At 66.7% G+C, this 26,820-nt stretch carries 17 protein-coding genes and 2 pseudogenes; 12 read left to right on the top strand and 7 right to left on the bottom strand.

The window, feature by feature from the left end; all coding sequences use genetic code 11:
- Position 1 precedes the first annotated feature (1 nt).
- The gene (locus AC1Q6V_RS11760) at positions 2–985 is read right to left on the bottom strand and encodes a Bug family tripartite tricarboxylate transporter substrate binding protein (protein WP_011617655.1); all 984 of its coding nucleotides are present in this window, start codon (positions 983–985) and stop codon (positions 2–4) included.
- Positions 986–1,092: 107 nt separating this feature from the next.
- On the bottom strand, positions 1,093–2,070 hold the full coding sequence (locus tag AC1Q6V_RS11765) for a LysR substrate-binding domain-containing protein (protein ID WP_011617654.1): 978 nt from the start codon (positions 2,068–2,070) through the stop codon (positions 1,093–1,095).
- A 125-nt stretch (positions 2,071–2,195) separates the two neighbouring features.
- On the opposite strand from AC1Q6V_RS11765, the gene AC1Q6V_RS11770 reads away from it, so the two are divergent.
- Both AC1Q6V_RS11770 and AC1Q6V_RS11775 read left to right on the top strand, forming a co-directional pair.
- Positions 2,196–3,368, top strand: coding sequence for a CaiB/BaiF CoA transferase family protein (locus tag AC1Q6V_RS11770; protein ID WP_454749942.1), 1,173 nt, complete (start codon positions 2,196–2,198; stop codon positions 3,366–3,368).
- An 11-nt stretch (positions 3,369–3,379) separates the two neighbouring features.
- Positions 3,380–4,201, top strand: a complete 822-nt coding sequence (locus AC1Q6V_RS11775) for an HpcH/HpaI aldolase/citrate lyase family protein (RefSeq protein WP_010811024.1) — start codon at positions 3,380–3,382, stop codon at positions 4,199–4,201.
- 10 nt (positions 4,202–4,211) lie between these two features.
- Here the strand turns inward: AC1Q6V_RS11775 and AC1Q6V_RS11780 are convergent, their stop codons facing one another.
- The gene (locus AC1Q6V_RS11780; protein ID WP_454749943.1) at positions 4,212–4,904 is read right to left on the bottom strand and encodes an MFS transporter; all 693 of its coding nucleotides are present in this window, start codon (positions 4,902–4,904) and stop codon (positions 4,212–4,214) included.
- On the opposite strand from AC1Q6V_RS11780, the gene AC1Q6V_RS11785 reads away from it, so the two are divergent.
- Positions 4,872–5,069 carry a hypothetical protein gene (locus AC1Q6V_RS11785; RefSeq protein ID WP_081050138.1) on the top strand — a complete coding sequence of 66 codons (198 nt, stop codon included), beginning with the start codon at positions 4,872–4,874 and terminating at the stop codon, positions 5,067–5,069. The two genes, AC1Q6V_RS11780 and AC1Q6V_RS11785, sit on opposite strands and share 33 nt — an antisense overlap.
- Positions 5,070–5,141: 72 nt before the next feature.
- Here AC1Q6V_RS11785 and AC1Q6V_RS11790 read toward each other — a convergent pair whose 3' ends face one another.
- Positions 5,142–5,762 (bottom strand): flavodoxin family protein, encoded by a 621-nt coding sequence (locus AC1Q6V_RS11790; protein WP_010811027.1) that lies wholly within the window; start codon positions 5,760–5,762, stop codon positions 5,142–5,144.
- Between the two features lie 314 nt (positions 5,763–6,076).
- On the opposite strand from AC1Q6V_RS11790, the gene AC1Q6V_RS11795 reads away from it, so the two are divergent.
- The 6 genes and pseudogenes from AC1Q6V_RS11795 to AC1Q6V_RS11820 form a co-directional block, all read left to right on the top strand.
- Positions 6,077–8,275 (top strand): TonB-dependent receptor family protein, encoded by a 2,199-nt coding sequence (locus AC1Q6V_RS11795; protein WP_454749944.1) that lies wholly within the window; start codon positions 6,077–6,079, stop codon positions 8,273–8,275.
- Between the two features lie 497 nt (positions 8,276–8,772).
- Positions 8,773–11,727, top strand: coding sequence for a type VI secretion system Vgr family protein (locus AC1Q6V_RS11800; protein ID WP_454749945.1), 2,955 nt, complete (start codon positions 8,773–8,775; stop codon positions 11,725–11,727).
- A gap of 41 nt (positions 11,728–11,768) precedes the next feature.
- Positions 11,769–16,526: an RHS repeat-associated core domain-containing protein gene (locus AC1Q6V_RS11805; protein ID WP_454749946.1), complete on the top strand. Its 4,758-nt coding sequence runs from the start codon at positions 11,769–11,771 to the stop codon at positions 16,524–16,526.
- Complete coding sequence (locus AC1Q6V_RS11810) at positions 16,523–16,918, top strand: immunity 50 family protein (protein WP_136227881.1); 396 nt, start codon at positions 16,523–16,525, stop codon at positions 16,916–16,918. The genes AC1Q6V_RS11805 and AC1Q6V_RS11810 overlap by 4 nt, the downstream gene beginning before the upstream one ends.
- A gap of 316 nt (positions 16,919–17,234) precedes the next feature.
- Positions 17,235–18,336: pseudogene (locus AC1Q6V_RS11815) on the top strand (IS5 family transposase).
- Between the two features lie 144 nt (positions 18,337–18,480).
- A pseudogene (locus AC1Q6V_RS11820) lies at positions 18,481–18,625 on the top strand (site-2 protease family protein); the annotation flags it as partial.
- A gap of 204 nt (positions 18,626–18,829) precedes the next feature.
- On the opposite strand, the gene AC1Q6V_RS11825 reads toward AC1Q6V_RS11820, so the two are convergent.
- Genes AC1Q6V_RS11825 through AC1Q6V_RS11835 form a run of 3 tightly spaced genes read right to left on the bottom strand, consistent with a single transcriptional unit; the run spans position 18,830 to position 23,192 of the window.
- Positions 18,830–19,255, bottom strand: coding sequence for a universal stress protein (locus AC1Q6V_RS11825; protein ID WP_454750777.1), 426 nt, complete (start codon positions 19,253–19,255; stop codon positions 18,830–18,832).
- 11 nt (positions 19,256–19,266) lie between these two features.
- Positions 19,267–20,286 carry a TerC family protein gene (locus AC1Q6V_RS11830; RefSeq protein WP_011617644.1) on the bottom strand — a complete coding sequence of 340 codons (1,020 nt, stop codon included), beginning with the start codon at positions 20,284–20,286 and terminating at the stop codon, positions 19,267–19,269.
- A gap of 59 nt (positions 20,287–20,345) precedes the next feature.
- Positions 20,346–23,192 carry an AMP-binding protein gene (locus tag AC1Q6V_RS11835; protein ID WP_454750776.1) on the bottom strand — a complete coding sequence of 949 codons (2,847 nt, stop codon included), beginning with the start codon at positions 23,190–23,192 and terminating at the stop codon, positions 20,346–20,348.
- A 276-nt stretch (positions 23,193–23,468) separates the two neighbouring features.
- On the opposite strand from AC1Q6V_RS11835, the gene AC1Q6V_RS11840 reads away from it, so the two are divergent.
- From AC1Q6V_RS11840 to mdtD, 3 genes are all read left to right on the top strand, one after another.
- On the top strand, positions 23,469–24,092 hold the full coding sequence (locus AC1Q6V_RS11840) for a hypothetical protein (RefSeq protein WP_010811037.1): 624 nt from the start codon (positions 23,469–23,471) through the stop codon (positions 24,090–24,092).
- Complete coding sequence (locus tag AC1Q6V_RS11845) at positions 24,068–25,171, top strand: metal-dependent hydrolase (RefSeq protein WP_454750775.1); 1,104 nt, start codon at positions 24,068–24,070, stop codon at positions 25,169–25,171. The genes AC1Q6V_RS11840 and AC1Q6V_RS11845 overlap by 25 nt, the downstream gene beginning before the upstream one ends.
- Before the next feature lie 117 nt (positions 25,172–25,288).
- Positions 25,289–26,713 carry a multidrug transporter subunit MdtD gene (mdtD, locus tag AC1Q6V_RS11850; RefSeq protein WP_439669303.1) on the top strand — a complete coding sequence of 475 codons (1,425 nt, stop codon included), beginning with the start codon at positions 25,289–25,291 and terminating at the stop codon, positions 26,711–26,713.
- Positions 26,714–26,820: the final 107 nt, after the last annotated feature.

A 26,820-nucleotide genomic window follows, 5' to 3' on the forward strand; every position in this document is an offset into this window, starting at 1 on the left:
CTCAGTCCACCTGCGCGCCCGATGCCTTCACGATGCGGGCCCACTTGTCCATGTCGGACGCCAGCATCTTGCTGAACTGCTGCGGCGTGCCCGTCATCACTTCGGCGCCCTGTGCCGCCAGCTTGTCGCGCAGGGTCTTGTCCGCCAGGATCTCCTGCATGGCCTGGCCGAGCTTTTGGGTCACGTCCTTCGGCGTATTCTTGACCGCGAACAGGCCGACCCAGAGGTCGCCGCTATACCCGGGCACGGTTTCGTTGATCGCGGGAATGTCCGGCGCGAACGGCGAGCGCTTGGCGGAGCTGACGCCGAGCGCGCGCACCTTGCCCGCCTTGATATGGGCCAGCACCGACGGCAGGCTGGCGAAGGCCAGCGGCACCTGGTTGCCCAGCACATCGTTCAGCGCCGGCGCGACGCCCTTGTAGGGCACATGTTCGAGCTTGATGCCGGCCATGCTGTTGAGCATCTCGCCCAGCAGGTGGTTCAGCGTGCCATTGCCGGCGGAGGCATAGCGGTAGTAGTCCGGCCTGGCCTTGGCCATCGCGATCAATTCGGGCAGCGACTTGGCGGGGAAGGCGGGATTGGCCACCAGCACGTTCGGCACGCTTGCCACCGGGGCGATCGGCTCGAAATCCTTGACCGGGTCGAACGGAATGCTGCGGTACAGCGACGGGTTGATGGCCTGCGTGCTGCTGATGGTCATCAGCAGCGTGTAGCCGTCCGGCGTGGCGCGGGCCGCTGCCTGGGTGCCGATATTGCCGCCGGCGCCCGGGCGGTTTTCCACCACCACCTGCTGGCCGAGCCGTTGCGACAGGGTCGCGGCGACCAGTCGCGCGACGATGTCGTTGGTGCCGCCCGGTGCCTGCGGCACGATCATCTGGATGGGCTTGGACGGATAGGGGGCGGCGGCGAGGGCTCTGGCGCTGAACAGCGGCAGGCATGCGGCCAGGGCAGCGGCGGCTGCCAGGGCGCGGCGGGTGCGTTGCATGGTGTCTCCTGGAATTGCGGGGCCGTGAATGCCGGCCCAGGCTGGTGGCAACTCTAGCCGACTGCCGCGCCGGCGTGAAATTCAATCGCCGACTACGGGCATAAGTTTTATTGATCGGCCGCAGGCGGCGAAATGAGCGGCTTGAGCGACCCGCCCGCCGCAATGCGCTCGGCCACCAGCTCACGCAGCATCTCCGCCACGGCCTCGGCCGCGCTGGTGCGCGGCAGCGCGCGTGGCCAGCACAGCGACAGCGTGCGGCGCAGTTCCGGCACGATCAGGTGCCGCGGCACTTCGCTGTCCGCGTCGGACAGCGACGACGCGGGCAGGATGGTGCAGGCCAGGCCCTCGCGCGCGGTCGCCAGCAGGAAGGGCAGCGAATCCAGGTCGGCCACCACGTTCAGCGACACGCCGGCCTGCGCGAAGGCAAGCTCGACCACTTCACGCAGGCCCTGCGAGCCGCTTGGCAGCACGAGTGGCAGCTCGCCCAGTGCCTTGATCGCGACCGTAGCGCCTTCCGCACCGGCCAGCGCCCGAGGCTTCGCTTGCGCCTTTGCGCGCCCGCGCGTCACGGGAAGCGTCCCGACCAGGTATAGCGATTCGCTTGCCAGCCGCTCCAGTTCCACCGCGCGCGACGGCACATCGCGGAACAGGATGGCGAAGTCCAGCCGGTTGTGGTCCAGCAGCTCCGAGATATAACCGCTCATGCTCTCGAACAGCTGCAGCCGGATTTGCGGATAGCGGGCGCGCACCGCGCGGATCAGCGGCATGCCGAATGCCGCTGCCGCCGTGGTGGGCAGGCCGATGGCAACCATGCCGGTAACATCCGTGCCGGCCACCCGGGCCTCGGCGCCGGCGATCTCCACCTGCCGCAGGATATTGCGGGCGTGGCGATAGAGTGTGCGGCCGGCTTCGGTGGGTTTGACGCCCTTGGCGCCGCGATGGACCAGCGGCACGCCCAGCTCTTTTTCCAGCGCCGCCAGCTGCTGGCTGAGTGCGGGCTGCGCCACGCAGACCACTTCGGCTGCCCGCGTCAGGCTGCCCTGGTCGACGATGGCGATGAAATAGCGCATGGCGCGCAGGTCCATGGCAGGCTCCGGGAGAATTCCAAAGTATTCATTTTACTTATGATCCCCTCGGCAATCGGTATTTCCCAGGTGCGGCCCGCTCCGGTAGATTGCCGTCAGGACATTGCGCAAAACCGGATACCACCATGCCCCATCCCCTCGAAGGCATCACCGTCGTTTCCCTGGAGCAGGCGATCGCGGCCCCGTTCTGCACCCGCCAGCTGGCGGACCTGGGCGCGCGCATCATCAAGATCGAGCGGCCTGGCAGCGGCGACTTTGCCCGCGCCTACGACACGCGCGTGCGCGGCTTGTCTTCGCACTTCGTCTGGACCAACCGCTCCAAGGAGAGCCTCACGCTCGACATCAAGCACGCCGCGGCCGCCCCCGTGCTGGCCGGACTGCTCGAACGCGCGGACGTGCTGGTGCAGAACCTCGCGCCCGGCGCGGCCGCGCGCCTGGGCCTGGACTTCGACAGCCTGAGCGAAAAGTACCCGCGCCTGATCGTGTGCGATATCTCGGGCTATGGCAGCGACGGCCCGTACCGCGACAAGAAGGCCTACGACCTGCTGGTCCAGAGCGAGTCCGGCTTCGTCTCCGTGACCGGCACGCCGGACGACGGCGTCAAGGCAGGTGCCTCGGTGGCCGATATTGCGGCCGGCATGTACGCCTATACCAATATCCTGGCCGCGCTGCTGGAACGCGGCAAGACCGGGCGCGGCAAGCGCATCGATATCTCGATGCTGGAATCGATGGTGGAGTGGATGGGCTTCCCGCTCTACTACGCCTTCGATGGCGCCGAGCCGCCGCCGCGCGCGGGCGCGGCACATGCCACCATCTATCCCTATGGCCCGTTTCCGACCGGAGATGGCAAGACCGTGATGCTTGGACTGCAGAACGAGCGCGAGTGGGTCGTGTTCTGCGAGGCGGTGCTGGGCGAACCCGATCTCGCCACGCATCCCGACTTTGCCAGCAACAGCCTGCGCAACCAGAACCGCGCCGCGCTGCGCGCGCGCATCGTCAACAGCTTCTCGGGCCTGACCGCCACCGAAGTGGTCGACCGGCTGGAGGCCGCCAGGATTGCCAATGCGCGGGTCAATACCATCGCTGACGTTTGGGACCACCCCCAGCTGGCGGCGCGCCAGCGCTGGCGCCAGGTCGACACGCCGGTGGGTCCGGTGCCGGCGTTGCTGCCGCCGGGCATGACCGAGGCACGCATGGACCCGATTCCGTCGCTCGGCGCGAGCACCGATGCCATCCTGGCCGAACTGGGCCAGACCGCGGCGCAGATTGTCGCGTTGCGCTCGGCCGGCGCAGTCTGAAAGGAGCAGCCATGCCGATCGCCAATCCTCGCAGCTACCTGTTTGTCCCGGCCTCGCGCCCGGAGCGCATCGCCAAGGCGATCGGCTCCGGCGCCGATGCCGTCATTGTCGATTTCGAGGATGCGGTCGCGCCCGCCGACAAGGGGCAGGCCCGCGACGGGCTTGGCGCCCCGTGGGCGGCGCTGGGCCAGCAGGCAGCGGCAGCCGGCGTCGCCATGCTGGTGCGCATCAACGGCGCCGATACCGCGTACTACGAAGACGACCTCGCCTGGTGCCGCGCACAGGGTGTCTCGGAAATCGTGCTGCCGAAGGCCGACCCGGCCGGCGCTCAAGCACTGGCTGCGGCATTGCCCGGTGTGCGCTGTTTCCCGCTGGTCGAGAACGCCGCCGGCTTTGCCGGTTTGCGCGAGCTGGCCCGTGCCGGCGGCGTGGTCCGGCTGCTGTTCGGCAGCATCGACCTGATGTTCGATCTCGACGTGCAGGACGACGGTGAAGCGTTGCACTACTTCCGCAGCCGGCTGGTGCTTCATTCCCGCGCGGCGGGTTTGCCCGCGCCCGTGGATGGCGTTTGCACCGCAATCGGCGATGACGCCGCACTTGCCGCGGAAACGCGCCGCGCCCGGGCCTTCGGCTTTGGCGCCAAGCTGCTGATCCACCCGGGCCAGGTCCGCGGCGTGCACGACGGCCTGGCGCCGTCGGCCGATGAACGGCACTGGGCCGGGCGCGTCATGGCCGCGGCTGCCGCTGCCGATGGCGCCGCGGTGGCGGTGGACGGCAAGATGGTGGACCGCCCGGTGCTGGAGCGCGCGCGCCGGATCTTGTCCGGTGGGTAGTCTGCCACAGTCAGTCCAGCCGCTTGCCCGCCGTCTCCGGCACCATCGCCAGCCCGACCAGCGAAATCAGGCCGCAGCCGATCACATATAGCGCAGGGGCGCTGGCATTGCCGGTCAGTTCGATCAGCCAGGTGGCGATCAGCTGCGCGAAGCCGCCGAACACCAGCACGCCGATGCAATAGACCACCGACAGCCCGCTCGCGCGAATGCGGCGCGGGAACAGCTCGGTGATCAGCACCACGGACGGCACTACGTTCAGCACCAGCGGCAGGGCCAGCATCGCGACCACGGCCAGCAGCGTGCCGAGCGACGGCCGCGCGTTGAGCAGCAGGAAGGCGGGGTAGACCAGCACCAGCATCGCCACGCGCGACCACAGGATGGCGGGCTTGCGGCCGATGCGGTCGGACAGCCTGCCGGCATACGCAGACAGGGCCACCTGCACCAGTGCGGCGACGCAGCCGGCGGCCATGCTGAGCCCGAGCGGGATCTTCAGTACCGTCACCGCGTAGCTGGTCATGTAGTGCAGCACGATATAGGTGGCGGAGGTGCCGCCGATCGTCACCAGCACGCCGGCCACCACCACGCGGCCGTGCCCACGGAAGATTTCAGTCAGGCCTGCGCGTTCATGGCCCGGCGCGCCGGCGGCCGGCGCTTCGGCGGATTCTTCCAGGTGGCGGCGGATATAGAGACCGAGCGGGATCACCAGGACGAGACCAGCCGGCTCGGCATCATCACGCGCCATAACGCGGTGCGCAGCCCCGCGGCGCAGTGCTTCACCGACTGCCTGCTGCAGGAAATCCGGCGCCGCGCGCGCTCGGCGGCGCAGAAGGACAGCGAGTTGTTCGACGAGCTGGAAGTCTTGTACTGAGCGCCCAGGCTCGCGACTGCCCGGAAAAGAAAATCGGCCCCCATGGGGCCGATCAGTCAGAGTGCGACGGGATCAGGCGGCTTCTTTCAGTTCCGCCAGCGCGCGCCGGCCCGCGACCAGTTGCTGCGCCACTTCGGCCACGCGGGCACCCAGGTGCTCGGCGGTGCGCAGGTCGGCCAGCGGCGGCACCACGTCGGCGCTTTCATCGGCGTTGGACTGTGCGGCGGCGCCCAGGAAGAAGCCGTGGCGGTTCAGCGAGTCCTCGGTCGACTTGGAGTTGTTGTGGCCCGGGGGCAGGCCCAGGTTGACCCAGTGCATGCCGTGCTGCGCCGCAAAGATCGCGATCTGCTGCAGCGTGGCCAGCTTGTCGCCGGAGCGCGAAGCCGCGTTGGTGAAGCCGGCTGCGACCTTGTTGGCCCACTTGCCGCCCTTGGCAAAGACATTGCGCGAGGTGGCGTCCATAAAGCCCTTGAACTGTGCCGAGGCGCTGCCCATGTAGGTCGGCGCGCCGAAGATGATGGCGTCCACCTGTTCCAGCGTGTCCCAGTGCTGGTCGATGTCCTCGACCGGGATCAGCAGGCTTTCAGTGCCTGCGACATTGCCGGCGCCGCGCGCAACGGCCTGGGCCTGCTTGGCGGTGTGGCCGTAGCCGCTGTGGTAGACGATGGCGACGCGGGTTTGTGCGGTGGTCATGATGGCGGATCCCCTTGGTAGTAGCGAAAATCTGAATACCCTTATGCTGCATCGCGTGATGGATTGGTGCGGTTGCGGCGGGTGGTGAAAGCAGTGTAGGGAGCCGTGGGGCGGACTGCGTGAGCGTCCATGCAATCAGTTGTTGAATTTTTCTGAACAACCGGAATCCGGTGCCGGCTCCATCTCCTCCGCGGGTTTTCCCCGCGGCCAAGCGCGTGGCAATAGTGCTGTGGACACGATAAAGTTGCGACACATTCACCTGTGCCCGGCGCCTCCATCCTCCGCGCCAGAACCCGCAACCGCTTCCGATCCCCATGAAACCAGGCGGCAGGCAGATTTTGGCGGTCCGGCAGCAGCGCCGTTCCGGTATCCCCCGCATCCCGTTCGCGAACCGCTCCGCGCTGGCGTTCGCCGCGCTGGTCCTGGCCAGCGCCGGCGCGCGTGCCGCCGACCCGCCCGGCACGGCAGTGGCCGCCGCCACCGCCGAAACGCTGCCCGACGTGGTGGTCAGCGCCACCCGCAGCGAGCAGCGCCGCTTTGACGCGCCGGCGGCGGTGGACAGCGTGCCGGTCGATCCGCTGCGCAGCGCCACGCCGCTGGTGAACCTGTCCGAGGTGCTGGCCGGCGTGCCGGGCGTGGCGGTGCGCGACCGGCAGAACTACTCGCAGGACCTGCAACTGGCGGTGCGTGGCTTTGGCACGCGCTCCACCTTCGGCGTGCGCGGCGTGCGCCTGTATGTCGACGGCATCCCGGCCACCATGCCGGACGGGCAGGGCCAGGCTTCCACTGCCGACCTTGCCAACGCCAGCCGGGTCGAGGTGCTGCGCGGCCCGTTTGCGCAGATGTATGGCAATGCGTCGGGCGGCGTGGTGCAGGTGTTCACGCCCGATCCGCCCAGGGACGGCTTCAGCGGGCGCGCATCGACGGGCTTCGGCTCCGATGGCCAGTGGCAGGCGGGCATCGCGCTGGCCGGCGGCAACGACCGGCTCGGCGGCTCGCTCGACGCCTGGACCTACCAGACCGACGGCTACCGCGACCACAGCGCGGCGCGCCGCTACCAGCTCAATGCCAAGGTAGTGGCGCAGCCGGCGAGCGGCACGCGCGTGACCGGCCAGTTCAACTATTTCAACCAGCCGCTGGCGCAGGACCCGCTGGGGCTAACGCGCGCGCAGGCCGATGCCAATCCGCGCCAGGCGGTGTCCGCGGCGACCCAGTTCGATACCGGCAAGAACGTCGAGCAGACCCAGGCCGGCGTGGTGGTGGACCACCAGCTGACCGGGACCGACAGCGTGTCGGCACGCCTGTACGGCGGCACGCGCAACCTGTACCAGCGGCTGGGCTTCAGCGGAGCCGCGCCGAATTCGGCCGGCGGCATCGTCGACCTGGACCGCACCTACGGCGGCGCCGCGCTGTCATGGAGCCGGCGCACCGCCACCGCCGCCGGCCTGCCGCTGCTGTGGAGCGCCGGGCTCGAAGCCAACGGCATGCGCGATGGCCGCAACGGCTACGTCAACCAGAACGGCACGCAGGGCGCGCTGCGCCGCGACGAGACCAATACCGCGACCGACCTCGGCGCGTTTGCACAGTTCGACTGGACCTTCCACCCGGCCTGGCAACTGGTGGGCGGCGTGCGCGCCAGCCGGGTGCGGCTTGGCATTGACGACCACTTCATCAATGCGGCCAGCCCCGATGACAGTGGCAGCGCGACCTACAGCAACGTCAGCCCCGTGCTTGGCGTGGTGTGGCACGCGCTCGATTCGCTCAACGTCTACGCCAACCTCGGCCGCGGCTTCGAGACCCCGACGCTGACCGAAGTCGCCTACGGACCCGGCGGCGTAGGCAGCAACCTGGGGCTGCAGGCCTCCACCAGCCGCCAGGGCGAGATCGGCATCAAGTGGCAGGCGGCGGGGCAGCGGCTGGAGGCGGCGCTGTTCGATGCCGACAGCCACGACGAGGTGGTGCCCCAATCGAACAATGCCGGGCGCACCGTCTACCAGAATGTCAGCGGCGTGCACCGGCGCGGCTTCGAACTGGGCTGGCGCGGCGGCTTTCTCGGTGAGCTGGGCACGCCGGGCCAGGGCGGCGGCAGCCGTATCGAGGCAGGACTGGCCTATACCTGGCTCGATGCTTACTTCGGCGACAGCTTCGTCAACGCGCAGGGCCAGACCGTGGCGGCCGGCAAGCGCCTGCCCGGCACCGCGCGCCACAGCCTGGGCGCGGACTTGTCATGGCGGCCGGCTGCGCCGCTGACGCTGGGGGCAGAGATGCGCGTGGACAGCCGCGTCTACGCCGATGATCTCAACACGCAGGCCGCGCCAGGCTATGCGGTGTTCAACCTGCGCGCCGGCTATGAGTTCCGCATCGGCCCGACCCGGCTCTACGTCTTCGGCCGCATCGACAACCTCACCGACCGGCGCTATATCGGCTCGGTGATCGTCAACGAGGCCAACGGGCGGTATTTCGAACCCGCGCCGGGGCGGCGCTTCTTCCTGGGGCTGCGCGCTGCCCTTTGAGGCGCGCCGGATAGCGGTCAGCCTGCGGATCAGGACTCTATGCCGTCAGGCTGGCAAAGCTGTCCTGTATCCCTCAGAGCGGGCTAATGCCACTGGTTCCGGCATACCGTTGGTGTGCTCCCCCCTACGCTCTCACCACCATCGACAACTCGCTCGCCAGCGACGCCAAGTACGACGCAGGCGCGCTGGTGGCACACACTGACCGCGTAACCTCCATTGCAAGAAATCGTCATGGCATCGCGGGAGACTCACGCGCGCCGGCCTGTCCGCTCATACCAGCCAACGAAAATCCCGCCTGAAAACTCAGATTTTTTTTAATTCTGATTTAAATAGATCGCATTCATTTATAGGAAACGTCCGATATCCGGCTGGACTCCACTTCCATATAAAAGGCGTATTGATGCGCATCAAGTGCGGGCGCAGCGATCGCCCCGCAAAATAGCTAGCCATTGGCTGCCTGTGGCAGTCACCAATCCATTCTCACGGAGCGTGTTTGCATGGGCAGCCGATCGCTTTCCTCTCGTACCGTCACTGTCAAGGGCAATGGCCTGCCCGAATTGATGGGGCAGCCCGCGTTGGTGCTTTCCAAGCTGTCTGGCACCGAGCGCCTGTGCGAACTGTTCGAATACGAGTTGGAGCTGAAGACGCCGGACGACCGCCAAGCGCTGTTCGGCCCGGCGGCGGACCTCGATACGAAGGCGCTGCGCGGCCAGGAGCTGACCGTCACGATTCAGCTCGACGGCATGGGCACCGGAATGGCGGGCGGTGTCGGCGCGGGCACGCGAGAAATCACGGGCATGGTCACCGATGTGCGAGGCCCCATTGCAGTCGGTCACCAGATTGTCTACCGCCTCACCCTGCGCCCCTGGCTGTGGCTGGCGATACTGACCAAGGACTTCCGCATTTTCCAGCAGCAAAGCGCCGTCGAAATCCTCGACACGCTGCTCTCGGACTATACCTTCCCGGTCGAGCGGCGCCTGGACGTGGCGCGCTACCCCAAACGCGAATACCAGGTCCAGTATGGCGAGAGCGATTTCGACTTCTTCCAGCGCCTCACTCAAGAATGGGGGATTTCCTGGCACATCGAACACAGCGAGGGCAAGCACCGGCTGGTGCTGACCGACGGCAACGGCGCCTTTGCCCCGTTTGCCAGCTCCGCCTACCATTCGATCCGCTGGGCACGCTCGTCCGACCGCATCGACGAGGAACACCTCCATGAGTTCGAGCTGCACGACCGGCTGGTGTCGGGCCAGTGGACCAGTTCCGACTACGATTTCGTCAAGACGCGGGCCGACTTGACGGTACGCGCTGCTGATCCACTCGACACCGCGCACGCCGGCCAGGAAATCTACGAGTTCCCTGGCGACCACAGCCAGCCGGCCACCGGAAACGACCCGTGGAAGGAAGGCGACCAGGTGGCCCGGCAGCGCATGGAAGCGCTGCGCCAGCATGGCAGCCGCGCCAGCGGGCGCGGGAATGTGCGCGCCATGGTGCCCGGCTGCACCTTCACGCTGGCGAACTTCATCCAGCCCAAGGCCAACCGCGAATACATCATTCTCGGCACGCACCTGCTGATCGAGGACGTACCGGAAGCGTCGGGCGGCAGCCAGCCGTGGCGCTGCGAGGTGGCATTCACCGCCCAGCCGTCCAACGAACTGTTCCGCCCCGAGCGCACCCAGCCCAAGCCGCGCGCCCACGGGCCGCAGACCGCCACCGTGGTCGGTCCAGAGGGCCAGGAAACGTGGACCGATGAGTACGGGCGCATCCGTATTCAGCTGCACTGGGACCGGCAAGGCAAGCGCGACGCCAATAGCTCATGCTGGGTGCGGGTGGCCTCGTCCTGGCAGGGCGAGCGTTTCGGCGCCGTGCACGTGCCGCGCATCGGTCAGGAGGTGATGGTCGAGCACCTGAACGGCGATCCGGATTGCCCTATCGTGACCGGCAGCGTGCCCAACAAGCTGAACATGCCGCAGTGGCCGCTACCGGAGTTCCACGCGCTGTCGGGCTTCGTCAGCAAGGAGGTGCACGGGAATCGCACCAATACCTTTGTGCAGGACGCCAGCGAAGGACAGATCCAGACCCAGCTGCAGAGTGACCACCAGACCTCGTGGCTGGGGCTGGGCTTCCTCACTCGCATCATCCGCGGCAGTGGCCGCAAGGACAAGCGTGGCGAAGGCTTCGAGCTGCGCTCCGACGCGCAGGGCGTGGTGCGTGCCAATGGCATGCTGCTTACCACCGAGCCCCGCGCCAACGCCAGTGCCCACCACAAGGACATGGGCGAGACGGTGCAGCGCCTCACGGTGGCGCGTGACCAGCAGGAGACGCTGGCGGAACTGGCGCAGGAACACGACGCGCAAGAGTGCACCGACCAAGCCGAGGTCGCGAAGATCATCAAGGCGCAGAACGACGACATCCGGGGCAATGGTACCGCCAACGCCGAGACCGGCGACTTCCCAGAACTGGCCGCGCCCCACCTGGTACTGGCTAGCCCGGCCGGCATCGAGGCCAGTACCGCGCGCTCGACCCACTTCGCCGCTGGAGAGCACCTGGCCTTCACCAGCGCCGGGCACACGAGCCTCGCCATCGGGCAGCGCCTGCTGGCGAGCGTAAGCCGGGGCGTGCGCATCTTCATCCAGAGCATGGGCTGGCGGCTGGTCGCCGCCGGGGGCGACATCGACCTGCGCGCGCTGCAGGACAGCATCAACCTGCTGGCGAAGCTGAACGTCACGGCCACGGCCAACCGCATCACGCTGTCGGCCAAGGAGGAACTGGTGGTGGCGGGCGGTGGCAGCGCCACCATCTACAACGCGGGCGGCATCACCCACAAGACGAGCGGCCCATACACCATCCACGCGGCCAGCTATACCTTCACCAGTGCGCAGAAGTATGTCGCGCAGTTCCCCGAGCCGCCCAAGCCCGGCAAGGGCAATCTCGAACTGTTCAATCACTACGCCAACCGCTTGGGTATCGATGGTGGCGACTTCACGGTCGAGGACGCCTTGGGCAAGGTCACCACTGGCAAGCTCGACACCAAGGGCTTCGCGGCGGTTAGCGGCATCGCACCGGGCCCGGCCAGGGTCAGCTTTGGTAAGGACCCGACCGATACCTGGGCCGAGGGCAGCTATGTCGCCAAGCCAACCTGGCCGCCGGCCGGCGCATCGGCCGACGGCGCAGGCGCGCTGACGCAGGCTTCAGGCATTGCTGTCGGCACCGCCGCCGGCGCCATGGCAAGCCAGGTGCTGGCAGCCGCTGGACAGGCCACCCAGGCACTGCAACTGGCGCAACAAGTGGCCGGCGCGGTCAAGGCCGGTCCTGCCGGCTTGGTTGGCCTGGGCCTGTCCGGTGCGCAGAGCCTGCTGGGCGAGGCCATGCCAACCGCAGGCACGCCGACGCTTGCCAAGGCCAGCCCGCATCCCACGCAGACCACGATGCGCGTGCCCGGCTTTGTCTGAGCACATCGAGCCAAGAATACGAACAATCCTTGACTTGACCTATGGCTGAACCTACACCCGCAGCAAAGCCGCGCGAGCCGCAAACCGCCGTCGCGCCCCTGAACACCATCGCGCTCGAGGACATAGGCAAGGGCGCCGCCAGGTTCGACGCCTGGCTGCAAAGCGCCAGCGGCGGCCTCGTGACGCTGGAGCGCATCAAGACCGTGGCGGGCAGCCTGCCGGTGGTGGGCAACATTATCGCGCTGGTCGACGCCTTGGGCGATGTCGTCACGCTGGTACGCACCAAGTCGCAGAACTTCCTGGACTGGGTGAGCCTGGGCATCAACCTGATCGGCGTGTTGCCCGCGCCGCCGACCATGGCCGCCGCGAGGATGAGCCTGCGCCCGACGCTGGCGCTGGTGCGCCAGGAGCTACGCCAGGCGGCCAAGGCCGCGCTGGGGGATGGGATCATCGAGGTGCTGGTCGGGCACCTGAACGCCACCATCATCGGTGAGATCGATGACTTCGTGGCCAAGGCGCAGGCCAAGCTCGCCACCATTCTCAATGATGCCGGGGTGCTGGGCGAGAAGATGGTGCTGGAGGTCGCCGGCGGCCTGGAGAAGGTGGCGCTGGGCAAGCTCAACGCTGCCGGCAATGCGCAAACAGCGGTCAGCCAGGCACGAGAAGGTGCCAGCCAACTCCTGCATGATCCCAAGAAGGCCATTGGCAACTTCCTGAACGCTACCTGGAACGCCTACAAGGCCGCTGGCAAGGCCGTTGTCAACACGGCGGTCAAGGTTGGCATGCCGGCCGAAATCCGGCAGACGGTGGTGGCCCATGTCGGCCAGTTGCGGACCATGGGGCCCGTGCTGCGCGCGCAGATGACCAGGCTCGCCGACCCGAGGCTACAGCACAGCATTGGCTGGCTGCTGTCGATGCTGGTCCAGGCGGTGGCTGCCTGGCGCAAGAGGAAAGGCAACCATCAGGCCGCCAACGTCCACCCGAAGCAAACCAGCCAGGCCCGCAAGACCGGCCACGAAGGCGAACTGGAGGTGAGCAGCCACCAGGCGCCGGCCAAGGCCAGCCCCGGCTGCAAGAACTGTCCCGCGCCGGCGGGCAGCACCAACAGCATCAGTTTTGCAATGGGCGACGAAACGCTGTCGCACACCGATTTTGTCTTGCCGGGGCTGTTCCCCATCGACTGGGCGCGCACCTACCGCTCCAGCCTGGGCGCCTATGACGGCGGTGAACAGGGCGCGCGCTGGATCACGCCGTACACCACGCGCTTTGATGTGATACGCAAGGAGGGCCAGGAAGCGCTGCGCTACCATGCCGCCGACGGGCGCAGCCACGACTACCCGCTGCCGGCGGTGGGCAAGTTCCACCACGACCCCATCGATAACGTGACGCTGGTGCGGGTGTCGGAGAACGGCCTGACGCTGGCGCGCGGCTTCGAGAGCCAGGAAACCTACCGGCGCCATGGTCAGCGCTTCCGCCTGACCGGCATTACGCTTAGAAGCGGTGCAGGTGTCGCGCTGCACTACGACCACCGCATTGACGGCGACACCGTGCTGTCGGACGTGATCGCTTATCAGGGCGAGACCGTCTTCGCCCACGTTGGTGTGCGCCCGGATGCCAAGGGCCGCATTGCCGAGTTGTGGCAGATCGCAGACAGCAAGCTGGTGCGCCAGCTTTCCCGCTACACCTACGACGATGCGGGCGACCTCACCATGGCGCAGGACGAGAACGCCGCGCATTGGGAGTACACCTATCAGCACCATCTCGTCACGCGCTATACCGACCGCACCGGGCGCGGCATGAACCTGCAGTGGCAAGGTGACGGCCCGGACGCCAGGGCCGTGCGCGAATGGGCCGACGATGGCAGTTTCGATACCCGCCTGGAGTGGGACGAGAACATCCGGCTGACCTACGTTACCGATGCCCATGGCAACGAGACCTGGCATTACTACGACATTCTCGGCTACACCTATCGCATCCAGCACCCGGATGGCTTGTCGGAGTGGTTCTTCCGCGACCACGCCAAGAACGTGGTCAAGCATGTGCACACCGATGGCGCGGTCGATCGCTATGCCTACGACGAGCGCGGCAATCTGGTCGAACACATCCGCCCCGACGACAGCGTGGTGCACTACGCCTGGGATGATAAGGACCAGCTCATCAAGATCCGCGACGCCGAGGGCGGGCTGTGGCTGCGCGATTACGATATCAAGGGCAACCTGACCGAGGAAATCGATCCGCTCGGGCACAAGACAGCATACGCCTACAACAAGTCGGGCTTGCCGGTGGAGATCACCGATGCCAAGGGCGGCAAGAAGCAGCTCGCCTTCACCGCCACCGGACAGCTGGCCAGCTACACCGACTGCTCGGGCAAGACCAGCGCCTGGAAGTACGGCGAGCGCGGGGAACTGGTCAGGTTCACCGATGCGGCGGGCAATGCCACCCAGTACCACTACGAGGCCGGGCAGCTCGCCAGCGTTACCCATCCCGACCAGCGGGTGGAGCGCTTCGAGCGCGACGCCGAGGGGCGGCTGCTGGTGCACACCGATGCGCTGCACCGCCGCACCGCCTGGCGCTATAACGAGGTCGGTCTGATTGCCGAGCGCACCGACGCCGCCGGCCAGACGCTCGGCTACCGGTGGGACCGGCTGGGACGGCTGGCCACGCTCACCAACGAGAACAGCGCCAGCACCGAATTCCAGTACGACCCGGTGGGGCGCCTGCTGCGCGAGAGCGGTTTCGACGGCAAGACGACCGAGTACAACTACGACCCGGCAAGCGGCTTGCTGGATTGGACGGTGGACTCGGGCCAACTGATGACGGATTTCGTCTTTGACGCCATGGGTCGCCTCACGCGCCGCCGTGCGGGGCTGATTGACGCCGACAACCGGGTGCCGCATGTACTGACGGAAACCTTCGCCTATAACGGCAACGGGCGCCTGATCCTGGCCGAAAACGCCGACAGCCGCCTGCAATGGTTCCACGATGCAGCGGGCAATGTGGTACGCGAGCACCAGCACTACCGCTGCCTGAAGGAGCCGCTGGTGGCCGTGTGGCGGCACGAATACGACGCGCTGAACCAGCGCATCGCCACCGTTCGCCCGGACGGGCACCGCGTGGGCGTGCTTACCTACGGCTCGGGCCATGTGCACGGCGTGATGCTGGACGACCGGGAGTTGGTGCAGTTCGAGCGCGACAACCTGCACCGGGAGATTGCCCGCACGCAGGGCAACCGGCTGGCGCAGTCGCAGGTGTACGACCCCGCGGGACGCCTCCTGGAGCAGACGCTTTCACACGTCGAGGGCGCCCATGCGGGCCAGCGCATGCTGCGCCGCGAGTACCAATACGATGCGGCGGGGCAACTGTCCAGCATCCGCGACCTGCGGCGCGGCACGCTGCAATACCGCTACGATCCGGTGGGGCGCCTGCTGGAGGCCAACAGCGCGCTCGGGGTGGAAACCTTTGACTTCGACCCGGCGGGCAATCTGCTGCACGACCCCGACACGCGCGTATTCAAAGCCGACCCGGCCCGTGGCCGGCCCGAGTTCCACAGCCGCCTGCAAGGCCGCCCGAAGCTGGTGGACAACCTGCTCAAGCAGTACGCCGGTACCCACTACGAGTGGGACGAGCGCGGCAACCTGAGTTTGCGCGTGGTCAACGGTGTCCATGAGCGCTTCGCCTGGGATGCCTTCAACCGGCTGGTGGGCTGGCACAATCCGAAGGTGGAGGTGCGTTACCGGTACGACGCACTTGGGCGGCGGCTGTCCAAGTCGTCATCGGCCAACTACTTCGAGAATCAGAATGACGGCGAAATCTACCGGCGCAACGAGCGGGCACGGCTGAACCAGGAATACGGCTGCGCCTTCACGCTGTATGGCTGGGACGGTGACCAACTTGCGTGGGAGAGCCGCCAGGAACCCGAGGCCGGTGTCGGCGACCACTTCCGGATAATACCGGGTGCGGAGCGCACCACGCACTACCTGTACGAGCCGGGCAGTTTGGTGCCGCTGGCGCAGGCGGTGCGGCGCGAGGCCATCGACCTGCTGCCTGAACCCGCCTGGGAGGGCGACTACGACCTGGACGACGATCCGCTGTGGACCCGCGAGATTGCGCCGCAGCCGTTCGAGGCGCTGGCCTGGTATCAATGCGACCACCTGGGCACGCCGCAGGAACTGACCGACGAGGCGGGCGAGCTGGCGTGGAGCGCGCAGTACAAGGCATGGGGCGCCGCGCAGGAGGCAATCTCGAACGCCGCGAGGAAGGCCGGCATCCAGAATCCGCTGCGCTTCCAGGGGCAGTATTACGATCACGAGAATGGGCTGCACTACAACCGGCACCGGTATTATGATCCGGGAACCGGGCGCTTCGTCTCCAAAGACCCTATCGGGCTGGCTGGCGGGCTGAACCTGAATCAGTACGCGCCGAACCCGATAAGCTGGGTTGATCCGCTCGGGCTGGCATGCAGTCAGACGCGGCGCGCTAGTCTGAGAGAAGTTCGGCGACAGCTTGGCATTCCAATGTCTCAGCAACCAACAAGTCAGAAAATGGTTCCATTAACTGACTCAAGCGGTGCTTGGATCCTCGGCAACGACAAGCACCCGATCATGACCAGAGAGTTGACCTATCAGTTGAATGGGAAGAATGTGATTATTCAAGACCACTCGGCAGGGCACTACTACAATGAAGGAGGTGTTGGCGACCAGCCGTCGCACCATAATGTACGCCCCGAAGACAATACTCGGACGGGCAAAGTCGATGGTATGGACGATCATTACCATTTCAATTGCCGGAATAAGAAATGAAGACAACTGCGAGGTTAATGAATCCCAAAGCCATGATTTCCATATATGGTGAGTTTCCGTCACTTAGTGGATCTGAACTTTCTGACGTCCATGTCAAGCGCGATGAGCCGCGGCTATCGGTCAAGCTTATAACTGAAGAGAAGCCAAAATCTTGCCCTGACCGATGGCCCAAGAACTATGACGTGGTTCATATTAAGCTATCATTTGTCGGCTTGAGCTGCTTGTCCTTCAGCCACTGGGGGCATGAGAACATCATCGACAAGTTCGAATGGGAGGATATGGAAGAATCAGTATCTGTGCGGTTTGTATGCAAAAATCAAACTACGTTGGCATTCTCATGTGATTGGATTCGCATCGAGAGCATTACTTACGGGCATGTTGGCAGTCCGTGAAAGACATACGAAGGGGCCGCAAGCTGACGCCGCGCCCTCGAATCAGTAACGTGTCGAACCCGGTAGGCCCTGTGGAATTGAGTCACGGCAATCAGCCTGCCCCCGACCAACGGGCTATCAGAACCACAATGTTATCCATGATCGATGGACGGCATATCCGATACATTAGTGGGGCGACAAAATGATTTGCCACAAGGTGTGGATAGGATGAAATTGTTGAAGCAAGGATTAACAGGTCGCTGAAATACCTCCAGCGGACGTCAGCGTGACAACTGGCTGAAGCGTTGATTTGAGGACCCCATCCAACCCCACATTCATGCGCGGCGGAGACACCTTCACCGAAAGTTTGTTCACCATGCGGCGTCTGGATGATTTCGTGCCGAAGTCGCACCCGCTGCGCTCGATCCGAACCATGGCCAACCAGGCGCTGGTGAAGATGGACCGGTTGTTCGCGCAGATGTACGAGGCCGACATCAAGGGTGGCCGGCCTAGCATCGCGCCGGAGAAGTTGCTGCGCGCCATGCTGCTGCAGGTGCTCTACAGCATCCGCTCCGAACGTCAATTGATGGAGCAGACGCAGTACAACCTGCTGTTTCGCTGGTTCATCGGGCTATAGATGGACGCCCCAGTTTGCGTGCCAACGGTCTTCACCAAGAACCGCGAACGGCTGACTAAGCATGATGCTGTGATCGAGTTCTTCAACGAGGTGCTGGCTATCGCGCAGAAGAAGAACTGGCTGTCGGGGGAGCACTTCAGCGTCGACGGCACGCTGATTCAGGCGTGGGCAGGCCACAAGAGCTTTGTGCGCAAGGACGGCGGTGACAAGGACGATAACGACGGCGGTAACTTCAAGGGTCGCAAGCGCAGCAACGACACGCACGAGTCCAAGACCGATCCCGATGCCAGGCTGTACCGCAAGGGCAAGACTGCGTGTGAACTGCGCTACATGGGCTATACCCTGAGCGACAACCGCCACGGCCTGGTGGTGAGCGCCATGGTGACCAATGCGGACGGACACGCCGAGCGCGAGGCCCGCGAAGGTCATGCATCAACGATGCCAGGCAGGTGACTGAAGATCTGAATGTGGAAGTCACCGTGGGCGCGGATAAAGGCTACGACGCGCAGGAGTTCATTCAAGCCTGCCTGGAGATGAAGGTGACGCCGCATGTGGCGCAAAACACCTCGGGTCGGCGCTCGGCGGTTCCTGATGCCATTGCCCGCAGCGAGGGATATGCCATCTCGCAGCAAAAGCGCAAGCTGATCGAGCAAGGCTTCGGCTGGGTCAAGACGGTCGGGCGCATGCGCCAGGTGATGGTGCGCGGACTGAAGCGAGGCGACCAGATGTTCGTGCTGAGCATGGCCGCCTACACCTCGTGCGCATGCGTTCGCTGGGAAAAATCCGTCCGCAGTTGCAGTAAGCGGGCCAAGAATGCCGGAAACGGGCGCCCAACAGCCGAAAAAAACGATTCAGGGGCGCATAGCTTCCGGATTGTGAAATCAAGCAGTGCTTACCTGCACAGGCGGAAAGCATTCCGTTTGTGCGGCAGTACTTCAGCAGCCTGCTAGTCTGCTATTACCTTGAGCGTAGCGCCGACAGCGGGTCACTGCTGGCGTTGGCCTATTGCGGGCTTCTTCCTGAACCTGTTTAACCTGGTTCCGCTTTCACCCTTCGATGGCGGGGGGCGGGCTGTGGCAATGACAGCACCAGCCCGTTACTGTTACGGTCACTGCGGCGGCGCGCAAGCCACCGAGGTAAAATCGCCCCGGCCGCACAATCCGGCGAGGCGCCGGGTGCCCTGCGATCTGTAGCCAGACTCCAGCAATTCCCAGTCAACCGCGCCAGCTAGAGGCATTGGTTTGCGAGGGGAAGCAAACCGCCAGCAGGCCAGTTTTCTCAGCGATCAGAGGGCACTAGCTCCTGACCAGCAACACCGGGCAGTGCGCATGGGCAAGCACTCGCCTGGCGACCGAGCCGATGATGGCATCCAGGAAGCCGCCGCGGCCGTGCGAGCCCATCACGATCAGGCTGGCGCCGATGCTGCCCGCGTACTCGACGATGCGGGCCGGTGCGAAGCCGACGAAGCCGTGGCACTCGCAAGCGATACCGGCCTCGCTCAGGATGCTCGCCACGGACTGCATCGCCTTGTCGTTCTGTTCGCGATGCCAGGCATCCAGGGTGGACCGGTCGATGAAGGTCTTGATGTCGCCAGCCACATCCGGTTCGCAGTGCACCACGTGCACCACGAAATCGCGGCTGAACAGGGGATTCTGTACCAGGTAGCGGGCGGCCGCGTCGCTATAGGCCGACCCGTCGGTCGCAAGCAGGATCTTGTTCATGGAATCGCTCCTTATGTGCGCCGGTTCCCTGCCCTGCGCTCGCGCGGGGCGCAGTGGCCGCCCAGTTCGTCCCCGGCGTGCGCAAGCGTGCGCCTGGCCCTGGCCCGGCTGACCAGGACGGACACGAACAACGTCATGGCGACGGCGCCGAGAGACCAGTGCACCGGCACATGGAACCACGGCTCGGCCAGCATCTTGGCGCCGATAAAGGCCAGCACGATGGCCAGGCCGTACTTCAGATAATGGAAATGCTGCGCCAGGTTGGCCAGCAGGAAATACAGCGCCCGCAGCCCCATGATGGCGAAGATGTTCGAGGTGAAGACGATGAACGGGTCGGTGGTGACGGCGAAGATGGCCGGAATGCTGTCGACGGCAAACACCAGGTCGGTCGCCTCGACCAGCAGCACCACCAGGAACATCGGTGTCGCATGGCGCAGGCCGTCGACGCGCACGAAGAAGTGCTCGCCGTGATAGTCCGCGGTGATCCGCATATGCGCACACAGGAAGCGAACGATGGGATTGCGCGAGAGATCGGGGGCACGCCTGGAGACGAACAGCATCTTGATGCCGGTGAACAGCAGGAACACGCCGAACACGTAGAGGATCCACGAGAATTCGCTGATCAGCCACACGCCGAGCAGGATCATGACGGCGCGCATCACGATCGCGCCGACCACGCCGAACAGCAGCACCCTGCGCTGCAATTCCGGCGGCACCGCGAAATAGCCGAAGATCATCGCGAACACGAACATATTGTCGACCGACAGCGACAGCTCGATCAGGTAGCCGGTATAGAACTCCAGCACCTTGCGGTCTGCGGTCTCGCGTCCGGCGCTTCCGGCCAGCAGCCACCACAGGGCGATGCCGAAGAGCACCGCCAGCGTCGACCAGGCCAGGGTCCAGCCCAGCGCCTCGCGCGTTGAAACGCGGTGCGCGTGCCGGCCGCCAAGGACGAACACGTCCACCACCAGCGTCCCCAGCACCAGGACCAGGAAGCCGGCCCACATCGGGGCGGTGGCAAAGGTATCCATGCCGCTAGGGTCCTGCTCCGTCGGCAGATGTCATGGCAAGTTCCTCGCGGCGCGGGGCACTAGGCCCGCCTCGCATCCCGGTGCGTCGTGCGCCGCGCATCCGGTTCGCCGCAGTAATGGAGGATCTCGGCGCGGGCGGTGTTGCGCAGGCGCATGGCGGCGGGCCAGTCTGCGCCGTCCGGCCAGAGCGGGCTGCCGATGACCACGCCGATTGGCCCGCGGCGCGGCAGCCACTGGCCGTCGCGCAGCACCGAGCGGGTGCCGCGGATGGCGACCGGCACCACAGGCGCGCCGGCCCGCGCGGCCGCCAGGAAAGCGCCCGAGCGGAAGGCCTGCAGCCCCGGCGCACGGCCGAAGGTGCCTTCGGGGAAGAACAGCGCCGAATGCCCGGCGCGCACCGCGGCCACCACGCGCTCCACATCCTCGTGCTCGCGCACGTTATCGAAGCGGTCGATGAAGTCCGCGCCGATGCTGGCCAGGTAGGTGCCGGGAATGCGCTGGCGCTGCAGCTCGCGCTTGGCGACCATGCATACCGGCGTGGGCAGCGCGGCCACCAGCACGATGCCGTCCAGGTAGCTGGCGTGGTTCGAGACCAGGATGCAGGGCCGGTTGCGCGGCAGGTGCTCAAGCCCTTGCACGAACCAGGGCACCGCGCCCAGCCTGAGAAACAGCCGGGCGGCGTGGTGGCTGAGCGTCCAGCCCAGTGCCGGCCGGTGCAGCGCAACCGATGCCAGCCAGGTCGCCGGCGCCAGCGTTGCGAACAGGAGCCAGGTGTAGAGCGCGTAGGACAGGCTCGCGGCGGTCTGCCGGCCGCGCCGCAGTTCCGGCCGCAGCGCGCGCCAGCCAAAGCGCGCGATCTGCAGCCAGGGCGCTTCCACGCCGCGGCCGGGGCGTCCGTGCTCGAAGCGCTCGCGGCAGGCGGCGCGCCGGATCTTGCCGCTCGATGTCTTCAGGATGCTGTGCGGCGGCACCAGCGCGATATGGTCGGGCGGCATGCCCAGCACGTCGAGGGCGGTCTTCAGCGCCTGCCGGTGCAGCGCGCGGCGCGCCTGCACATCCTTCTCTGCGGTTTCCGCCATCACCACGATGCGTTCCGTGCCGCTATCCGGATCGGGACTGCCGAACACAGCCACGCAGCCCTTGCGTATGCCGGGGATGGCGCCGACCGCCTGCTCCAGTTCATAGGGATAGATATTGCGGCCGCCGCGAACGATGGTTTCCTTGGCGCGCCCGGTGATATAGACCTCATCGGCGGCGATATAGGCATAGTCGCCGGTGTTCAGCCAGCCGCGGTCGAACAGCTGGCGGGTCTGCACGGGATTGCGGAAATAGCCGCTGGTGGCTGAAGGGCCGCGGAACTGCAGCAGGCCTTCATGCCGCTCGCCCAGTTCGCGTCCTGTGGCGTCGACGATGCGGACTTCGTGGCCGGACAGCGGCCGGCCGCAGGACGGGAATTCCAGTGTCTCGCGCTCGCCAGTGGGCCCGTGTTCGCCCGCGGGCACGGCCACGGCAGTACGCGTGAATTTGTCGCGGTCGATGCGGTCGGCCGCCAGCCCTCGGCCAAGCGGCGGAAAGGTCAGGCCCAGCGAGGCCTCCGCCAGCCCGTACACCGGCGCGGCAGCCTGCGGGCGCAGGCCGTAGCGGGCAAAGCGCTCCATGAAGACGCGCATGGTCTGCAGGCTCACCGGCTCCGCGCCATTGAAGACGAAGCGCCAGCTGGACAGGTCCAGCCCGGCCAGGTCGGCATTGGCGAGCTTGCGCAGGCACAGTTCGAAGGCGAAGTTGGGCCCGCCCGAGAGCGTGCCGCGGTACTTGTGGATCGCCCAGAGCCAGCGCTCGGGCCGCGCCAGGAAGGCAAGCGGCGACATCACCACCAGCGGGTAGGCGTAGTACAGGCTGCCCAGCCAGGCGCCGATCAGGCCCATGTCGTGATAGAGCGGCAGCCAGCTGACAAAGACGTCCTGCGAGCCGACGGCCAGGGTCTTGCCCATGGCGCGCAGGTTGGCCAGCAGGTTGGCATGGCTGAGCACGACCCCCTTGGGCGAGCCGGTGCTGCCTGAGGTGTATTGCAGCAGGGCGATGTCGTGCGCGCGCAGCATCGGATGGACCGGGGCGCCGCCGCCGTCCGCCAGCTCCTGCGGCGTGAGCACGCTATGCAGCGTTCCCGTGCTGGCCTTGAGCAGGGCCGCCAGCGGCCGCGCCTGTGCCACCGTGATCAGGACCGGCGCCTGCGCGTTGCCCAGGATGCCGGCGTGGCGCTGCAGGTGGTCGCCGATCTGCGCCAGCCGCGCCGGCGGGTAGAGCGGCACCGGAATCCCGCCCGCCAGCAGCACGCCGCAGAAGCTGTAGAAGTATTCGGGGCTGGTGGGCAGCATGATGGCCACGGCCGTGCCTGCGCTCACGCCGCGGGACACCAGCCCGGCGGCGATGGCCGCGGCGCCGCGGTGCAGCTGGGCAAAGCTGATCTGCGTGTCTGCGCCGTCGCCGTCCTGCAGGATGATGTGGGTGCGCTCCGGGTGGCTGCGCAAGTGCCAGCGCAGCACGTCCGGCAAGGTGGCGGCACTGTCGGGCGCCTGTGCCGCCGGGGCAGGGCGGGCCTGGCGCAGGTGCGTGCCGCTCGCTCCGGGCGGCAGGTCCTGGGCGGCGAGCAAGGCGCGCAGCAGCGCGCGCGGGGTGTCGGCCTGGGCCAGCACCTGCTCCGGCAGGCTGACGCCGAAGCGGTGTTCAAGGCGGGTCAGCAGCTCGGCGCGCGTGAGGCTGTCGAAGCCCAGGTCGCCTTCGAGCGTGCTGTCCAGCGCGACCGTCACTTCGGACTCTGCCGGCGGGCGCATGGCCGAAGACATCTCCCGCACGATGCCGAGCAGGGCATCTTCGTAGTTCTGCCTCGGGGGAGAATCCGCTTTCATGCGCGTACGGCCTCTGTCCACGCGACACCGCGGCCGCCGCCGAGTGCTGGCTGGCACGGCGGCCTTGTCGATGACGCCTGGACTGACACCCTAAAGATAGGCTGCGTGCGGAAATTGTCGAGGCAGGTGCCGAACCGGGCACAGGCGGGCAAGCCCCGACTGCACGCCGATCCGGCAGCATCGTGCACATGACAATGAAATCCGCGCCCGCGTACGGGTTGCCTCTCTATGCTGGAAGGTAGAGCGCGGACGCGCATTCCCGAGGATGGCAAAGCCATGAACGCTGACGCAGCCCTGGCCGGCAGGATCCTGGAGGTTGCCCTGATGCTGGGCGAGCGCAGCGGCTGGGATGCCCTGCACCTGCATGACGTTGCCGACGACATGGGCATCGGCCTGGACCAGATCCATCGGCATTACCGGCAGAAGGACGACCTGGCCGAGGCCTGGTTCGAGCGGGCCGACCTTGCGCTCGTGCGCGCTTCCTCGCGTGAAGGCTGGGCCGCCCTGTCCCACCGCGAGCGCCTGGAGCAGGCCATCCTCGCCTGGCTCGAGGCGCTGGCCCCGCACCGGCAGCTCACCGCCCAGATGCTGCGCTACAAGCTGCAGCCGGAGCACGTGCATCTGCAGGTGCAGGGCCTGCTGCATATCAGCCGCACCGTGCAATGGCTGCGGGAATCGGCGCGCCTGCCCGAATCCGGCTGGCGCCGCGAATTGGGCGAGGTCGTGCTGACCGGAATCTTCCTTTCCACCTTTGGCTGTTGGCTACGCGACCGTTCTCCGGATTCCGGCCACACGCAAGCGTGGCTCGAACGGCAACTGCGCTGCGCCGAGCGCCTGGCCTGGCGCCGCCCTGGCGACAAGGGAGCCCGGTCCGGATGGACACGATCACCCATGCCTTGATGGGGGCGCAGGCCGCGCTCGCCATCCCTGTCGCCGAGGTTCCCGGCCGGCGACTCAGCACGCGCGAACGCCTGCTGCTTGGCGCTGCGGCCGGTGCCTTTCCGGATATCGATTTCCTGGGTTTTTTGGTCCATCCGCTGCGTTTCCTGGCGCAGTGGCACCAGGGGCCGACCCATTCGCTGCTGCTGCTCCCCGCCTGGGGCGCGCTGCTTGCCGGCCTGTTCTGCCTGGCGGCGCACCGGCGCGAGGCCTGGAGGGAAGCGTTCGCCGTCAGTTGCCTCGGCGTGGCCAGCCACATCGCGCTGGACCTGGTCACGGTCTATGGCACCCGCATCTTCTATCCCGGCTCCGAACGGCGCTTCAGCCTTGGCACCAGCTTCCTGATCGATCCGCTGTTGAGCGGCATTGTCGTGTCCGGACTGGTCCTGGCACTGTTGCTGGCGCTGCAGTGGCGCGGTCGGGCGGCACTGGCGGGCATGGCGCTGCTGTGTGCCTATGTCGGCGTCCAGGCTGTGCTCAGGCAACGGGCGCTGGAACTGGGCAACGAATCCTTGCGCACTGCCGGTATCCAGGCGCAGCGCGTGGATGCGCTGCCCCAGCCGTTCTCTCCGTTCAACTGGAAACTGATTGCCCGCGCGGAGACGGACTACCGCGTCGCCCACGTCAACCTGGCCGGGCATCGGGCCTGGGTGCCGCAATGGCAGGTGCTGGGGCGCCTGCCGGCCATGGCCAGGGCCTACGAACCGCCCGGGCGCATGGTCTGGACCGAGCGGCCGCAGCTGCTGGAGGCGCCGGCTGAGCAGGCGCTGGCATGGCAGCTCTGGGTGCGGCCGGACTTTGCCGATTTCAGGCAGTTCGCGGTCTATCCGGCCTTGTCCGCCATCACGGCGATGCGGGCATCGCCATCCGCGCCGCCGGGCGCAGCGGTCGCCTGCGTCTGGTTCACCGACCTGCGCTACGACCTGCCCGCGCTGGAAGACACCTTCCGCTATGGCTATTGCCGCGACAGTGCGCAGGCACCGTGGCGGCTGTACCGGCTTGCCTATTTCAGCCAGGACCAGCGCCAGCGCCTGGACTAGGGCAGCGAGGCGCTTGGCCACGCATCGATTTGCCTGTTCCGCGATAGACCTTTAAGGTGTCGGCTTTGGCCGGCGCATACCGGGATTCCGGGGCCCGGCCGGCCCGGAGCCCGCCACATGACCACACCCCAGCCCGACGACCGCACCCGCCGCATCATGCTGTGGGTGGTGGCGGTCGGCTTCTTCATGCAGACGCTGGACTCGACCATCGTCAACACCGCGCTGCCGTCGATGGCGCACAGCCTGGGCGAGAGTCCGCTGCGGATGCAGTCGGTGGTGATTGCCTACTCGCTGACCATGGCGGTGATCATCCCGGCATCGGGCTGGCTGGCTGACCGCTTCGGCACCCGCACCATCTTCCAGACCGCCATCGGGCTGTTCGTGGTGGGTTCGCTGTTGTGCGCCTACGCGCCTACGCTGAACTTCCTGATCGGCGCGCGCGTGGTGCAGGGCGTGGGCGGGGCCATGCTGCTGCCGGTGGGGCGGCTCTCGGTGCTGCGCACCTTCCCGCGCGAGCAGTACCTGCAGGCGCTCAGCTTCGTTGCCATCCCCGGCATGATCGGCCCGCTGATCGGGCCGACGCTGGGCGGCTGGCTGACGCAGGTGCTGTCGTGGCACTGGATCTTCCTGATCAACGTGCCGGTCGGGCTGCTGGGCGCACTGGCCACGGTGCGCTATATGCCCAACGCGCGGCTGACCGGCATCGGGCCCTTTGACATCGCCGGCTACCTGCTGCTGGCCATCGCCATGCTGTCGCTGTCGTTCTCGCTCGACGGGCTGGCCGGGCTGGGCTTCCAGCATGCCACCGTGCTGATGCTGCTGATCGCCAGCATGGCCGCGCTGACCGCCTACGGGCTGCACGCCAACCGGCGCAAGCAGCCGCTGTTCCCGCTGCGGCTGTTCCGCATCCACAGCTTCAGCGTGGGGCTGCTGGGCAACCTGTTCGCCCGGATCGGCAATGGCTCGATGCCGTTCCTGATCCCGCTGACGCTGCAGATCAGCCTGGGCTATTCGCCGTTCGATGCGGGCTTGATGATGTTGCCCGTCACCGCCGCCGGCATGGCCTCCAAGCGCCTGGCCACGCGCCTGATCCAGCGCCACGGCTACCGCCGCGTGCTGGTGGCCAATACCTTCGTGGTGGGGCTGGTGATGGCAGCCTTTGCGCTGATCACGCCGCAGTTGCCGCTGTGGCTGCTGGTCCCGCTGCTGGCGCTGTTCGGCATGGTCAATTCGATCCAGTTCACGGCCATGAACACGGTCACGCTGAAGGACCTGAGCGGGGCCGGCGCCAGCAGCGGCAACAGCATGTTGTCGATGGTGCAGATGCTGTCGATGAGCCTGGCGGTGACCGCGGCGGGCGCCTTGCTGGCGACCTTCCAGCACCGCTTCGGCGGCGATTCCACGGCGGTGCTGCCGGCGTTTCATGCCACCTTTGTCTGCATGGGGCTGATCACGTGCGCGTCGGCCTGGATCTTCATGCAGCTGGGGGTGCGCGAAGCCGCGCCGGCGATACCGGTGCAGCATGGCGAGAAGGAGGTGTGAACGCCTGCGCCCGGGCGCCTGCGTGACACATGGGGCGCTTTGCGGGGGCGGCCGCGAACTTACCCGCACTTCGCGGCTCCTATCCACATGAGCCGGCAGCGCCCGGT

The organism is Cupriavidus sp. GW823-FHT07B10 (genome assembly GCF_058794355.1).

Coding starts and splice junctions, on each gene's coding strand:
- AC1Q6V_RS11760 (WP_011617655.1), bottom strand. CDS start 985: ATGCAACGCACCCGCCGCGCCCTGGCAGCCGCCGCTGCCCTGGCCGCA.
- AC1Q6V_RS11765 (WP_011617654.1), bottom strand. CDS start 2,070: ATGGACCTGCGCGCCATGCGCTATTTCATCGCCATCGTCGACCAGGGC.
- AC1Q6V_RS11770 (WP_454749942.1), top strand. CDS start 2,196: ATGCCCCATCCCCTCGAAGGCATCACCGTCGTTTCCCTGGAGCAGGCG.
- AC1Q6V_RS11775 (WP_010811024.1), top strand. CDS start 3,380: ATGCCGATCGCCAATCCTCGCAGCTACCTGTTTGTCCCGGCCTCGCGC.
- AC1Q6V_RS11790 (WP_010811027.1), bottom strand. CDS start 5,762: ATGACCACCGCACAAACCCGCGTCGCCATCGTCTACCACAGCGGCTAC.
- AC1Q6V_RS11795 (WP_454749944.1), top strand. CDS start 6,077: ATGAAACCAGGCGGCAGGCAGATTTTGGCGGTCCGGCAGCAGCGCCGT.
- AC1Q6V_RS11800 (WP_454749945.1), top strand. CDS start 8,773: ATGGGCAGCCGATCGCTTTCCTCTCGTACCGTCACTGTCAAGGGCAAT.
- AC1Q6V_RS11805 (WP_454749946.1), top strand. CDS start 11,769: ATGGCTGAACCTACACCCGCAGCAAAGCCGCGCGAGCCGCAAACCGCC.
- AC1Q6V_RS11810 (WP_136227881.1), top strand. CDS start 16,523: ATGAAGACAACTGCGAGGTTAATGAATCCCAAAGCCATGATTTCCATA.
- AC1Q6V_RS11825 (WP_454750777.1), bottom strand. CDS start 19,255: ATGAACAAGATCCTGCTTGCGACCGACGGGTCGGCCTATAGCGACGCG.
- AC1Q6V_RS11830 (WP_011617644.1), bottom strand. CDS start 20,286: ATGGATACCTTTGCCACCGCCCCGATGTGGGCCGGCTTCCTGGTCCTG.
- AC1Q6V_RS11835 (WP_454750776.1), bottom strand. CDS start 23,192: ATGAAAGCGGATTCTCCCCCGAGGCAGAACTACGAAGATGCCCTGCTC.
- AC1Q6V_RS11840 (WP_010811037.1), top strand. CDS start 23,469: ATGAACGCTGACGCAGCCCTGGCCGGCAGGATCCTGGAGGTTGCCCTG.
- AC1Q6V_RS11845 (WP_454750775.1), top strand. CDS start 24,068: ATGGACACGATCACCCATGCCTTGATGGGGGCGCAGGCCGCGCTCGCC.
- mdtD (WP_439669303.1), top strand. CDS start 25,289: ATGACCACACCCCAGCCCGACGACCGCACCCGCCGCATCATGCTGTGG.